The sequence below is a fragment of the Neobacillus niacini genome (genome assembly GCF_030817595.1).
In the GTDB taxonomy this organism is placed as follows: domain Bacteria; phylum Bacillota; class Bacilli; order Bacillales; family Cytobacillaceae; genus Neobacillus; species Neobacillus niacini_G.
In genome coordinates, this window is record NZ_JAUSZN010000001.1 from 2,576,967 (window position 1) to 2,591,023 (window position 14,057).

The window sequence follows — 14,057 nt, forward strand, 5'->3', positions numbered from 1 at the left end:
TTCCTAGTGTATACGGTTTAATTATATTTTAACTTTTTTTAGTATTTAATTTAAAATTCAGTTTTTATTTATTAAAAAACAGTGTTTTCAGAAATCGATTTGATTTTTCCAGCAATAGGTAGATTGCTTTCTTTTAACCCTTCCGCAATTAGCCTTGCCATTTGATAGGCACCTTTTTTCGTAAAATGAGTAAAATCTGTTTCGTTTACTGATGCCATAAATAAAGTTAGTGCTTCATTATAACCAATGGTATCCAGTAGACTCAGACTTCTCTCCATTAAATCTATTAAAGTGACCATTTCCTCAGCGGCCACTTCTTTCATTGCAGCGCAATAATCTGGAAAATCATTTACAAATTTCCCATCTTCTACGTGCAACCTCGCTGGCGGGGTTATTAAAACAGGAACCGCTTGATTATTTCTTGCTCCCTCAACATACATTTTTAAATATTGCTTATAGGTCTTAAAAGGTTCTGTATAACGTTCAGGTTTACTAATTGTTGAATCATTATGACCCATCTGTATGATTAAATAATCACCGGCTACTATTTCTTTTAATATGCCAACTAATCGCCCTTCCTCAATAAATGTTTTCGAGCTCCGACCACCAATAGCGTGGTTCACTACTTTTATATCCTTATTTAAAAAGGTATGCAGGAACTCTCCCCAGCCACCTTGATTTTTCTCACTAACATCATAGTCCTGCACGGTTGAGTCTGCTGCAAGAAAAATTCTAATAGGTTCATTACTCATTTAATCATCCCCCTCCTAATCTAACTGAAATGTTATACCGTTATTTATTCAATTGCTATTAGACATTTTTGTGCTATCCATTTTCGTGATGGTATTTTTTTGCCTTGTTATCACAATTTTGCTAACTAGTCAAAAAGTGCGGATTTGGAGTCAGTGGTTCATAAAGACTATGAAAATAGGCATATATCGCCGTTTTTTCGACTTGATAACACTGTTTTTTTTAATAAAGGTACTGAAAATTAAATTTTGTATTCAGAGTATTTTAAATACAATTATTCTGTAAGCGCATTCAAACTTAAAAAGCAGGAGGGCGAAAAATTTGAAGAAAAGATTATTGTCTAAAAAAGTACTATCTACCGCTATTGTAATACCATTGCTTTTATCAGGTGTTTCTGGTGTATCTGCTGGTGAATTGCAGAAAAACAAAGTTACTAGTAATCTCCCAGGAATCCAATTAGAGTATCTTGACAGAGGTTTAGTTGCTGCACCAACATCTCAGGGTGTATTTCTTAGCTGGAGATTATTAGCAAATGAAGTGAAAGGTTACTCTGAAACTGGGCTAACTGGCGTAAACTTCAATGTCTATCGTGATGGAAAACAAATTGCAACTGTTGAAGACAGCACAAACTTTGTCGATAAAGATGGTAATTCCGATTCTCGCTATTATGTTCGCTCCGTCTTAAACGGAAAGGAGCTTGATCAAAGTGCTTCTATATCACCTTGGAAGCAATCATATGTTGATTTAAAGCTTCAAAAGCCAGCTGATGGAGTGACTCCTGCAGGTGAAAATTACACCTATTCGGCAAACGATATGAGTGTTGGAGATGTTGATGGAGACGGGCAATATGAGTATTTTGTTAAGTGGGATCCTTCTAACTCTAAGGATGTTTCACAAAAAGGCTACACTGGTAACACGTATATTGACTGCTACAAATTTGATGGAACTCTACTATATCGAATTGACCTAGGCGTTAATATCCGCTCAGGAGCTCACTATACCCAATTCTTAGTTTATGATTTTGATGGTGACGGAAAATCAGAAATTATGTTCAAAACCGCTCCTGGTACAAATGTGATTAAATTCAATAAAGCCGGAAATATTACCTCTGAAAAATATATTACGATGCCTCAAAAAGACATTGACGCTGGATATAGTAATCAAGATGATTACCGGATGAGCCGAGAAGATTACTATAATCATGTTGTGAAAATGTTTATGGGTTGGAGTGAGCATGAAGAAGTAATCAAAGGAAACTGGCCAAGTACCCTTGAGGAAGCATTTGGTATCGAAAAAAAATATTCCTATCCTTTATCAAAAGAGGATGCAATAAGCTTAACCGATTACTTTATGGATGTTTACGCACCTAAAAGAAGTGGAAACAATAAATTAAGAGAATTTGAGGGCTTTATTTTAGAAGGACCAGAATATTTGACTGTTTTTAATGGTGAAACAGGCGAAGAAATGGATACGATTGATTACAACCCAGGACGTCATGACGATGGTCTGATGTGGGGTGATTATGCAATGGCAAGAATTGAGCCTGGCAACCGTGTCGATCGTTTCCTTGCAAATGTTGCCTATCTTGATGGTGATAAACCATATGCTGTGTTTGCACGGGGATATTATACAAGATCCAATCTCGTTACATATAGCTGGGATGGGGAAAACCTTAAGGAAAATTGGGCCATTGACAGCGGTTGGACACCAATGACCAATCCATTTAATGATGGTCCTCATGGCAGAGACGGTACTGATCCGGAATATGGCACACTCACCACACAAGGTGCACATTCCCTGAGTGCTGCAGATGTTGATGGTGACGGCAAACAAGAAATCGTTTACGGCAGTGCCACCATTGATGATGATGGCTCTTTATTATACAGTTCAATGGATAAAATGCCTGAACAAAGCGCAGCACCTGGCACGACTGCCAGACTTGGGCATGGAGATGCTGTGCATGTTACAGATATCGATCCAAGCAGGCCAGGAATGGAAATATTTATGGTCCACGAAGGTGCCGCATGGGCTCCATATGGCTATTCATTACGGGATGCCAAAACAGGTGAAATTATTTATGGCGGATATACTGGCAAAGATACTGGACGCGGTATGGTCGGAGATGTAGATCCATCCAAACCTGGTTTAGAAACATGGGCCGTTGGACTATGGACTGCAGCCGGAGAAAGGATTTCTACTTCTGCTCCAGGTACAAATATGAATATTAAATGGGCTACAGATATGACCACACAGATTGTGAATGGTTCGGGCAATGGAACGACTACCATAGATGACTGGAAAAAAGGCAGAGTCCTTACTGCTACAGATACTAGAACCAATAATGGTACAAAAGGTAACCCAAGTTTAGTTGCAGATATATTTGGGGACTGGAGAGAAGAACTTTTAGTAAGAACTGCGGATAGTTCAGCCATTCGTATTTACACGAGTACTGAGGTAACAAACCACAAATTGTATACGTTAATGCACGACGCTCAATATCGTGCTGAAGTAGCAAGACAAAGTACAGCCTATAATCAGCCATCCTATACAAGCTTCTACTTTGGTTCGGATACGAATTGGGCAAATGTCCCTCTTCCAAGCTTTTCAACACCTGGTGTCTTGTCAGTATTAGAAGAAGCAATGTCTGAATATCTGGCCAATGGAGAATTGACTGGACCGTTAGTTCCCAAATTAGAAAATTCACTCAGACAGGCAGAGCATCACTTGGAAAAAGGTTCTGTAGTCCAGGCATTGAAATTTATTGAGGAATACCAATCTGAAATTAACCATAGCCGAAACACAGGTAACATTTCTGAAAATGCAAGATTAAACCTTTCACATAAGGCTGAATTATTAATCAGTATGTGGGAAAGAATAAATGATTAATTATACATCCTTGGTGTGATGAGTATTGGAGACATTATCAAACGGTGGTCTTAAAAATAGATAAAACACTTCTTGCCCGAAAGAATCCTATTTCTTTTGGGCCTCTTTTATAAACTTGGAAGCGAGTATCGGCATAAGAGTTTGCTTTTCGGTTAAAATGATGAAGAAACTTTAGATGGAGGAACCAACATGAATGATCATCTCACGGAAAAAGAGGTACATAAGATTATTGAAAGAAGAAGCACGGGTAAAACAAGCTTCGGTGAATTTTTGGAGGAATTATCTCAAATTGGGGTCATTCAGTACGATATTAATGTAGCTACAGGTGAAGCCACATACAAGGGCGAGCACTCAGAGGTAAAAACAGACCCTCAAGTTCAATTTGTCATTTCAAATGATTTTAATAGAAACCAGGCATTAAAAGCAATCGCCAGCATTGCTCTTCCCTTTTTAGACTTTCTAAGAGAGCTGGCTGCCGCAGGAGTTACAACCTATAACGTAAATATTATCGAGAAAACGGCCACGTACGTTGGTATCAAGGGTGCCCCAATAGTAGAACCGTTGCAGCAATCTTAAATCCTCGCGTAGAATACATTATAAGCGTTAATCCTTTTAGATTAACGCCCCTAATCCAAATTAAATATGTTCTTTTATTTTTTCGAGAACGGTTCTGTAAAATTTATTTTGATGAGGTACGAATTTTCCCCTTCCTACATGCTCTTCAAAATAAATTTTATTTCCGTCTTCTGTTACTGTAAATCCTGTTATCTTAATTATTTCACTTTTGCCAAACCAAAGTTCAGCAAATTCGTTAAGATCAACTTTTACAATTCCAGCCACTTCATCTTGAAGGATAAAATCGTCAAAGGATTTTTCACTTTTATAAAGGAAAGTGTGTGCAAATTCTTTATCTATAAAATCTTCTTCCATTACACAATAGTCAATGATTCCTAATGGAATTAAATCCTGAAAGTGGATATCAATCCCCACCTCTTCCTTAATCTCTCTTACACCATCCTCAACGGATTCGTCAGCCATTAGATGTCCAGCCGCCGTAATATCCAAAAGATTTGGATAGTCCTTTTTTGTTTTACTGCGGAGTTGTAAATAGAGATAATCCCTTTCCTGTTCTTTCCTAACAAACCAACAATGGAAAGTTTCGTGCCAATAGCCCAGTTTATGTACATCTTCACGTGAAGCAACGCCTATCGGATTCCTATTTTCATCAAATATTTTTAATTGTTCCGTTTCCATCCAATCTTCCCCCTTAACCTTACCCGTCAAGTGACTATAACCTATAACCACTACATTTTATCACTATGTATATACCAGCCATTGAAAAAGAAAATGACCTGTGCCATTTCACAAGTCATTGGGTGTAGCGTACACTCTGTTCAATTTCTATGTTAGTCTTCTTTTTTCAATTTATTCAACAAGCTTCCAAGACCATCAATCTCACAAACTATCTCATCACCTGGTTTTAACCAGTTTTTCTCTTCCATTCCCATAATAACGCCCTCTGGTGTGCCTGTATAAATAACGTCACCTGGCTGAAGTGTCATAATTTGGGACAAATCACTAATCAGCTTAGCAGTAGAGAAAATCATATCTTCAGTGTTTGAATTTTGGCGCAGTTCACCATTCACCCAGCACTTTAAGTTTAAGTTTTGTGGATCAGGTACCTCATCTGCAGTCACGATATAAGGACCGATTGGAGCAAATCCGTCGATGGCTTTTCCATAGAGCCATTGATGGCTGCGGAATTGAAGCTCACGTACAGACAGATCATTGCCAACGGCATAACCAAACACATAATCTAAAGCATTTTCAACAGAAACATTTTTTGCCTGTTTACCAATTATCGCTACTAATTCTACTTCGTAATCCACTTGTTCGGCCATTTTTGGCACCGGAATTTCCTCACGATGCCCAGAGAGACTATTGGCAAATTTAGCAAAATATATCGGTTTTTCAGGGATAGCAAGACCGGACTCTATAGCATGTTTACGGTAATTAGCTCCAACACATATGACCTTTCCCGCATTAGGAATTGCTGGTGCGAATTGAATAGTTTCTTCATTCAATTTCTCAGCGGATTTTGCAACTATTTTCGTTAACCCTTGTAATGCTTCATCCCCGCCTTCAATAACATCGAGCATTGTTTTTGGTGCAGCAATTCCTGTTTTCTCAGATATAGCTTGAACATCAATAATTCCATCTTCTGTTTTAATCCCTAGTTTTATACGTTTATTCTCATAGTAAGAAAGTATCTTCATCTTATTCACCATCCTATTAACTTTATTTAATAGAAACTTTTACGATTCCCTTCTAGAGCAAACACTCTGTCTTTTAGGAATTTTCCAATAATTCATATTAAAAAGACATGCTAAACCTGCATTTGTAATCTTGATACAAACGGTCGATTATTTTCCCAATTAACTTGCACAGGAAGTCCGAAAAATTGGGTAAGCTGTTCATTTGAAATCATTTCAATTGTCTTACCAGCGGCAAACACCTGTCCCTCTTTTAGTAATAAGGTTTTATTGAAAACAGGTACTATTTCTTCCACATGATGAGTCACATAAATAATTGTAGGAGCCGTGGAACTTTTAGCAATTTTTCCGATGGATTCTAATAACAACTCTCGTGCGATAAAATCCAATCCGTTCGTTGGCTCATCTAATATAAGTAACTTCGGGTCGGCCATTAATGCACGTGCAATGAGGACACGTTGTTTTTCCCCTTGGGAAAGCGTTTCATATCTTCTGTCTGCATAGTTCGTTGTTCCAAGCTGATCCATTAAATTTACTGCTTTTGTTCTCATTTCTTCTGTTGGAGTTTCATAAAGACCGATGGATGCAAATGCACCACTTAGCACAACTTCAAAAGCAGTATCACTTGGATAAAATTTTTCTTGAAGGGAAGCAGAAACAAAACCGATCTGCTTTCGTAATTTTTCGCCAAGGTAGGTCTTTCCAAATTCCATTCCCAGAACGGTAACCCTACCTTTAGTCGGGAAATAATAAGCATTTAACAAATTTAATATCGCGGTTTTCCCCGATCCATTTAAGCCAAATAGTACCCAATTGTCCTGCTTATCAATTTGCCAATTAACATTTTCTAAAATCGATCTGCCTTCTCGGCGTAAGTTTACATCTTCAAGCTTTACCACCATATCCTTAATCCCACCTTTAAAAAAGAAAATCCCCACCGTATTTCGGGTTGAGGATGTCTTTATTATTTCATGCTGAAAAAGCTTAAACAAGTACCTTTTTTAGTTTTTCTGTTAGTGCTTGAATAACACTTTTGTAGTCAGCAACGACACCAATATTGGCTCGTTTAAAGATAGGAGCTTCCGGATCAGTATTAATCGCGACAACTGTCTTGGCGTTTGTAATTCCTGCAAGATGCTGACTGGCACCAGATATTCCAACTGCAATATAAAGATCTGGTGCAACGACTGCACCTGTCTGACCTACCTGGAGATTTGAAGGAACCCACCCGGCATCACATGCCGCCCGCGAAGCACCGACTGTACCTCCAAGTAAATTTGCAAGAACCTGTAATTCAGTAAAGCCTTCTGGTCCACCTAGGCCACGGCCGCCTGAGATGATGATTCTGGCATCCTCCAGACTAATATCCGATAATGCGGCTTGAATTTTTACAACCAGCTTGGTAACAATCATCTCTTCTGAAGGGGCATAATCCACTTCAATAATCTCGCCTTTACTCGTTTCAACCGGCACATTCACGTCCTGGCTCTTTTGACGAATACCAACTACTACCTTCTGACGCGTAGTCGAGTATTCTCCGAACGCCTTATCTCCGTAAATAGGACGAATCCAGCTTACTTTGTCACTGTTAGCAGTATAGTCGACTACTTCGGTAATAGCTGAGGCACCAGCACGCGTAGCAAGTCTTCCTACTAAATCCTTACCAATCTTGTCGAAGGAGAGGATAAGGATGTCGGCTCCAGACTGCTCGAAAACAGTGTGGATGCTATTAACAAACAGTTCAACATCATATTCTGCTAACAAAGGGTTAGAAATGGTGTATGCGATACTTGCCCCGCTGGCAATTGCTTCCCTAGCGCCTGCCTCAGCGAAAGGACCAAGAGTGACAGATCGAACTTCGCCTCCAGTGGAACTAGCCAAGCGTCTGCCAAAGGCAAGTGCTTCCTTTGCCCCTGAACTCAAGGAATCCCCCTGTTGATTTGCAAATACCAGAATTCTCGTCATAGTTGAATTCCTCCTATAAAATCTTGAGAGCCAAAAGCCTGTCAGCTAATTCGCTAGCAAGTTCTGCACCATCATCACCAGGCAGGACCTCACAAGCTACCTCCCTATTTAGGAGGTATGCCCGCTCGAGCTTAACACCTGGTTGACAGCACTCACGATCAAGATTAAGATCTTCTGATTCTAATAAATTAATAGGTTTGCTTCTCGCAAGTCTAATATCCTTGACCTTTGGAAGTCTAGGAACGTTTGTCTCAGAGCTGATGATGGTAAATACAGCAGGAGTTGGAACACTGACTACCGCATATCCACCTTCGACTTCAACAGTCGCCTTTGCACTATTCTCTTCCACCTCAAGCTCTGAAACGAGTGTCACGCAAGGAATTCCTAGTTCCTCCGCCATAACAGGTCCAACGAGACCTTCCTCGATATCACTTGCTTGGTAACCTGTGAGCACAAGTTGTGCTCCACCTAAGGATGTAATGGTTTGTGCTAGAATATGGCCAACAGCCTGTCCGTCTAGATTCTCCCATTCTTCATCCCACACTCTTACTGCTGCATTTGCGGTAAAAGCTAATGCCCTGCGAAGTACCTCCTCCGATTCCTCATCCCCGAGACAAAGTGCGGTAACAGTAGCTCCAGGAACCTTGTCACGAAGTTGAATTGCTAATTCAAGTGCATTCTCTGCAAATGAGTCCAGCACCAAATCAGTGTCACTATTCTCTGGACGATTCGTGTCGGGGTCTATTTTAAAATATTTCGGTGTAATTTCCGGATCTAGCACCTGTTTAAGGCAGACAACGATGTGCATTTCAATTTCACCTCTCAATTTGTTAATATTTGCGTATTAAACTCCTATCCCTTTAACAGAAAGTCCTTTATCGTCTTTAGGATTAGGAGAAGGTATAAGTCCATACATTTCTCGTAGTCTTTCCACCGCTTCAACAGGCGGCTTTGCATTGTAGAATCCTTTGCGTGTCATATAAACACCAGAGTTTTTGCTCAAATCTACAAGTGACTCACACATTTTGATAGCTGCTGCAAACGAGTCGACCACTGGTACATCGCCAATTCTAGAAATTCCATGGGTAGCTAAAAAGACATTCATTGGACCTTCTCCTGGAATGATTACATCGGCTCCATCATCAATAGCTGATTGAGCGGCTTTTTTGAAGGATTCGATGATTGGCTCTGGGTCATTAAATCCTGCCATAATATCATCAAAGCCCACCTCGGTCTGAACGATTGGTCCTAGTTTACCACCTAAACCATACTTGTCAGCATTCTGACGGAGCTGATCCGCTAATGGGGCCAAGAAATTTACGACTCCAATATGGTCTCCAAGCATTGACGCCATGTGGAAGGAGGCTTGACCATACGCGACTACAGGAATATCTACAAGCGTACGTGCTTCTAAAAGTCCAACATCCGGAATGGTTGCGATGAACATGGCGTCGTAACCGGCCTTTTCAGCTGTTAGCGCAGATCGTACGAACTGTTCCCGGTGGAGATTTTGAAGGTAAGAATGGGTAATAAAGATTCCTGGGTAATGGGAGGGATATGTCTCTTCCGACATACCATGTAAGACAACCTCTACATCCGGGCGGGCAATCCTGCTTACATGTTTAATAATGGCATCCCGATAATGCGGCACCCGGTCAATCGTTGTAAGACTTTGATGCCAGATTTTCATATCAATGGCCTCCTCTTTCATAGATTTCACGTGAACTTTGTTCTTTTTATACAATACCTTAAATTAAGGACTTATCTTTCTAATGGCTCGTGCGATTTGTCCTCAAGCCCCTGTATTAAGGACTAATCCTTCTAATGGATCGTGTGATTTGTCCTCAAGACCCTGCATTAAGGACTAATCCCTCTGACGGCTCGTGCGATTTGTACTCAAGACCCTGCATTAAGGACTAATCCCTCTGATGGCTCGTGTGATTTGTCCTCAACCCCCTGTATTAAGGACTAATCCTTCTAATGGCTCGTGCGATTTGTCCTCAAGACCCTGCATTAAGGACTAATCCCTCTGATGGCTCGTGTGATTTGTCCTCAAGACCCTGCATTAAGGACTAATCCCTCTGATGGCTCGTGTGATTTGTCCTCAAGAATTACCGTCAAATATTCCAACCTTCCACAAAATGGTAAATATCAGATAACTGCACTCGCTGATAATGCTTCCCGAACTGCTATTCTTCCAAAAACCGCAGCCTTTCCTAGCGAACTTCCCGTCATGTACCCTGCCCCGTGGAATCCTCCAGTTACTTCCCCGGCCGCATACAGCCCTGGAATGTGCTCACCAAAAGGATTCAAAACCTGAGCAGCAGCATTGACAGACACACCTGCATAGGTAGCAAGCATTGCAACTGTTGATTCAAATGCATAGAAAGGTGCTGTTTCAATCGCTGTTGGTTTACCGTAGTTATGTGTTAACGACCTTCTGCCAAAATCAGGATCTTCCCCATTTTGAACGCCTTGATTGTATCTAGAAATGGTATCTTCTAGTACTTCTACAGGTACGTCAATACAATCTGCCAGTTCTTCTAAAGTATCAGCTTTGTACAAAAGTCTGCGCTTCTTAAGCAATTCAAAATCATAGAGTGGATCATCTAACACACCTTTATCCATTACGGTTTGGTCCCAAACTTGATAGCTAATCTGCTCAGGCTGGTCGAATGCCGCTTTTCCTAATAGTTTATAAGAAATAGACTCGTTCACAAACCGTTTTCCAAGCTGGTTAACCATAATAGCTCCTTTATAAAATGCCAATCCCTGCGACTTTAACTTCCCAGCTGCACTTGGGTGAAATCCGTATGTTCCATTTAAATAGGGAAGGTCCTTCACCCATGCGCCATGTTCCCAGGCCATTCGAATCCCGTCACCCTGATTGCCGGCACCTCCAATTCTTAAGGCACCCTTTAATTGCGGGGCAAACAGTCCAAGCAGCTCCTCACTTTTGGCAAAACCACCAGAGGCAATTAATACACCTTTCGAAGCAACTGCCTTTCTCTCTACCCCATCCTTCTCATATAAAACCGTATCAATTCGTCCCTTATCATTTTTTAGGAGTCTTCGTGCAGGAGCATTAAAATAAACCGTCAAGTTAGTCAGCTGCTTCACTCTCTTGTATAGGGACTGGATTGCCTGATGAGGATCTATAATATGTCCGCGGGGAACACTATGACCACTTACTGCTTCCAACGATCTGAACTCGATATCGTGGTCTACCAGCCATTGGTAGGTCTCGAGCTGGTGTCTGCCATATTCAGCTACTAGTGTTTGATCATTTACCCCGCCTCCAACCTCCGTCATATCAGCCAGAAGCGATTCAGTAGAATCGAGAATTCCTGCTTTTTCCTGCATATCTGTTCCTGCAAATGCCATATAACCTGAGCTGAGGACTGTACTGCCGCCAAGTTCATCCTGCTTTTCTAAGAGCAGGACGTTTTCACCTTGCTCCCCAGCCTCAACAGCAGCACACATACCTGCAAGTCCGCCGCCTAGAATAATAAAATCATAGCTTTCCATTCCTTATCACTCCTCAGATTCAAAGGCTTTTAACACCTCTAAGGCGGCTTCACATACCTGCATGTCGTGTGAATAATGACCTCCGCTTACACCAATTCCTCCAATTAGTTCGTTATTAATTTTGATTGGATATCCACCGCCAAAAATGACTAATCTAGGTGTGTGAACAATGCCATGTAATAGTGGTGGATCGTCTTTTAATCTGTCATACCATTCATGTGTCGCACGGTTATAGGCTGCTGCAGAAAATGCTTTATTTTGAGCGATTTCAAGGCTTAGTACTGGCGCACCATCCATCGCATAAAATGCTTTTAAATTACCAGGTTTGTCGACAATCGCAATACTAAAAGCAATTCCTAGTTCTTGTCCCTTTGCTAATGCAGCTTCGAGCATTTTATTGGCTAAAGCTAAGCTTATATTTTTTGATTCAATTGCTGTTGTAAAGTTTTCCATTTTCTTTCCCCTTTTCTATCAACATAGTAGTTTACAAATTTACTGGTCTTCCATTCCCAAATGCCTCTATCACTGTTGCAGATACGGCTTTCATTTTTGGCAAGCATAAATCAACAATTACAGTTGCCATGTCAATTGGGTGCAGCCAATTGTCTTTGTTCGCATCCGGTGCAATATCTTCCATCATCTTTGTATTAACTGGACCTGGGCAAACCGCATTTACCCTGACATTGAATGGTTTTAACTCTTCTCCTAATGCTTTGGAAAATCCGATTACCGCCCATTTCGAGGTAATATAGGCACTTCTGTCCGGACCGCCTTTTGTCCCCCAAATAGATGATAGATTGATAATGACACCATTTCTTTTCTCTTTCATTTGCGGTACTACAGCCTTCGCACATAAAAATACACCGCGGGTATTGATTTCCTGAACAAAATCCCACTCTTCAACTGTCGTTTCATCAAATGGCTTGAGCAGCATAACACCGGCATTATTGATTAAAATATCAATACTTCCGAGTTTTTCTACCGTTTCCTGAACAGCTTTATTAACATCATCCTCAGAGCGTACATCACCAGCAAGAGCAATGGCTTCCCCAGCTAGCTCTTCCCTAATATAAGCAGCCACTTCCGAAGTTTCTGTTAAACTTCGAGAAAAAACAGCTACTTTTGCCCCCTGCTTCGCTAGGAGTATACATGTTTCCCGGCCAATTCCCCTGCCGCCGCCAGTTACAAATGCAACTTTATTTTTTAAATCCAACGTTAATCCCCCTTTCTTTACACCCCAAGTTTCTTATCATTACTAACATAAGAAGCTGCATGCTCACCAGCACGTTTACCAAACACCAGACATCGAAGCACGGAGGTGCCGCCAGGATATTTTCCATAGTATAGACCCGCTGTTTCACCTGCGACGTACAATCCAGGAATTACATCATCATCCTGCGATAAAACCCTGCCATTTGTATCAGAAGCTATGCCGCCATTAGTGAAAACATTGGAGCAGACAATTGGGTAGGCAATATATGGCGCCTTATCAATTGTTATGGCCCAGTTTGATTTTGCCGGTGTAATCCCAACAGCCTGTTTTCCGTCCTTCTTATCCCAGTGGAATTCCCCTGGCTGTACAGCAGCATTATAGGATTCTACTGTTGCAATCAATTGATCTGCAGGCACCCCAATTTTTACCGCTAATTCCTCTAGTGTATCGGCCTCAATTGCCGGTTTATCCGTTTCGATTGCTCTCTCATAATTCGGAATGTTGTACATTTTTTGGTCACTAATCATATACGCGATATGGTCTGGGAGGTCGTAAAAGATTTTGCGGGCTACCGCTTCATATTGCTCGTCAACTGTGGAAATTCCTTCATCGACAAAACGGTTGCCATTCTTATCAACTAAAATCGCGTAAGGGTAGGTCATTACTGCTGCTTCTTCCCGCTTACTTCTAGGATCCACTGGTTCTGCATGAAAGGCGTCAAACTGGCCGGCCCCTTTTGCGCCAATTGCCATTGCCATCCGAATACCTTCCCCCTTGTTGTAAAGACCGCCTTCGGCAACGGTGCGAATTTTATGTGCATCCCTGCCAACATACTGTGCCATCATCTCTTGATTTCCCTGGAATCCGCCAGCAGCAAGAACAACCGCTCCTACTTTCAGCTGAAGAGAATTTCCACCCTTAACCCGAACCATGAGCCCATTTATCGCACCTTCATCATCAAGGAGTAATTTCCATGCTGTTGCCTCGTAAATAATCTCAACACCAAATCCGCCAGCACGACGTGATAATGTATCAATTATTGCACGGCCGCCGCCAACTGGAAGCAGTCGCGGTCTTGAAGATGTTAAAAACATCGTCGGCAGGTAATCGAATTCTACCCCTTTTTCCTCAACCCACCTTAGAGTACTACCGGCGTTTTCTGCGAGAGTTTCTATGTACTCGCTATCGGAAAAATGATCGGAGAACGCCATCATATCTTCTACAAAGTTGTCTGCGATTTCATCAATATTCTTCATTCGCATGTAGGACGCTGTCCACCTAGAATTTCCGCCGCGATGATCGTAATCCGTGCGTTCTAATATTGCGATTCGTAAATTTCTTCCTGCCTTCTTGGCACTTTCCGCTGCGGACAAAGCTGCCGCCGTACCTGCCACTCCACAACCTATTACTACAATGTCATAATCCAATTCTCTCTCCACTTT

General features: G+C 41.3%; 13 protein-coding genes. 2 read left to right on the forward strand and 11 right to left on the reverse strand.

The genetic code is table 11. The features are described 5' to 3' along the window. Nucleotides 1-71 precede the first annotated feature (71 nt). Complete coding sequence (locus QFZ31_RS12235) at nt 72-752, reverse strand: rhamnogalacturonan acetylesterase (protein ID WP_307303216.1); 681 nt, start codon at nt 750-752, stop codon at nt 72-74. Between the two features lie 319 nt (nt 753-1,071). Between QFZ31_RS12235 and QFZ31_RS12240 the strand changes: the two genes are divergently transcribed. Next, the gene (locus tag QFZ31_RS12240; RefSeq protein ID WP_307303217.1) at nt 1,072-3,636 is read left to right on the forward strand and encodes a rhamnogalacturonan lyase; all 2,565 of its coding nucleotides are present in this window, start codon (nt 1,072-1,074) and stop codon (nt 3,634-3,636) included. Nucleotides 3,637-3,825: 189 nt separating this feature from the next. Further along, the gene (locus QFZ31_RS12245) at nt 3,826-4,212 is read left to right on the forward strand and encodes a DUF1398 family protein (protein WP_307303218.1); all 387 of its coding nucleotides are present in this window, start codon (nt 3,826-3,828) and stop codon (nt 4,210-4,212) included. 60 nt (nt 4,213-4,272) lie between these two features. On the opposite strand, the gene QFZ31_RS12250 is transcribed toward QFZ31_RS12245, so the two are convergent. The 10 genes from QFZ31_RS12250 to QFZ31_RS12295 all read right to left on the reverse strand — a co-directional run bounded on the left by QFZ31_RS12250 (nt 4,273) and on the right by QFZ31_RS12295 (nt 14,054). Then, entirely contained in the window at nt 4,273-4,890 is a 618-nt protein-coding gene (locus QFZ31_RS12250) for an NUDIX hydrolase (RefSeq protein WP_307303219.1), read from the reverse strand. A 152-nt stretch (nt 4,891-5,042) separates the two neighbouring features. Next, a complete protein-coding gene (locus QFZ31_RS12255; protein WP_307303220.1) occupies nt 5,043-5,912 on the reverse strand; it encodes a fumarylacetoacetate hydrolase family protein in 870 nt (289 codons plus the stop codon). A gap of 110 nt (nt 5,913-6,022) precedes the next feature. Continuing rightward, the gene (locus QFZ31_RS12260) at nt 6,023-6,811 is read right to left on the reverse strand and encodes an ABC transporter ATP-binding protein (RefSeq protein WP_307303221.1); all 789 of its coding nucleotides are present in this window, start codon (nt 6,809-6,811) and stop codon (nt 6,023-6,025) included. A gap of 82 nt (nt 6,812-6,893) precedes the next feature. Then, nucleotides 6,894-7,874 (reverse strand): electron transfer flavoprotein subunit alpha/FixB family protein, encoded by a 981-nt coding sequence (locus QFZ31_RS12265; protein WP_307303222.1) that lies wholly within the window; start codon nt 7,872-7,874, stop codon nt 6,894-6,896. A 13-nt stretch (nt 7,875-7,887) separates the two neighbouring features. Then, nucleotides 7,888-8,682 carry an electron transfer flavoprotein subunit beta/FixA family protein gene (locus QFZ31_RS12270; protein WP_307303223.1) on the reverse strand — a complete coding sequence of 265 codons (795 nt, stop codon included), beginning with the start codon at nt 8,680-8,682 and terminating at the stop codon, nt 7,888-7,890. Nucleotides 8,683-8,718: 36 nt separating this feature from the next. After that, nucleotides 8,719-9,564, reverse strand: coding sequence for an aspartate/glutamate racemase family protein (locus QFZ31_RS12275; RefSeq protein ID WP_307303224.1), 846 nt, complete (start codon nt 9,562-9,564; stop codon nt 8,719-8,721). Nucleotides 9,565-10,025: 461 nt separating this feature from the next. After that, the gene (locus QFZ31_RS12280; protein ID WP_307303225.1) at nt 10,026-11,402 is read right to left on the reverse strand and encodes a flavocytochrome c; all 1,377 of its coding nucleotides are present in this window, start codon (nt 11,400-11,402) and stop codon (nt 10,026-10,028) included. A 6-nt stretch (nt 11,403-11,408) separates the two neighbouring features. Further along, complete coding sequence (locus tag QFZ31_RS12285; RefSeq protein ID WP_307303226.1) at nt 11,409-11,855, reverse strand: GlcG/HbpS family heme-binding protein; 447 nt, start codon at nt 11,853-11,855, stop codon at nt 11,409-11,411. 31 nt (nt 11,856-11,886) lie between these two features. Continuing rightward, entirely contained in the window at nt 11,887-12,615 is a 729-nt protein-coding gene (locus QFZ31_RS12290; RefSeq protein WP_307303227.1) for an SDR family NAD(P)-dependent oxidoreductase, read from the reverse strand. A gap of 17 nt (nt 12,616-12,632) precedes the next feature. Further along, complete coding sequence (locus QFZ31_RS12295) at nt 12,633-14,054, reverse strand: FAD-binding protein (protein ID WP_307303228.1); 1,422 nt, start codon at nt 14,052-14,054, stop codon at nt 12,633-12,635. Nucleotides 14,055-14,057: the final 3 nt, after the last annotated feature.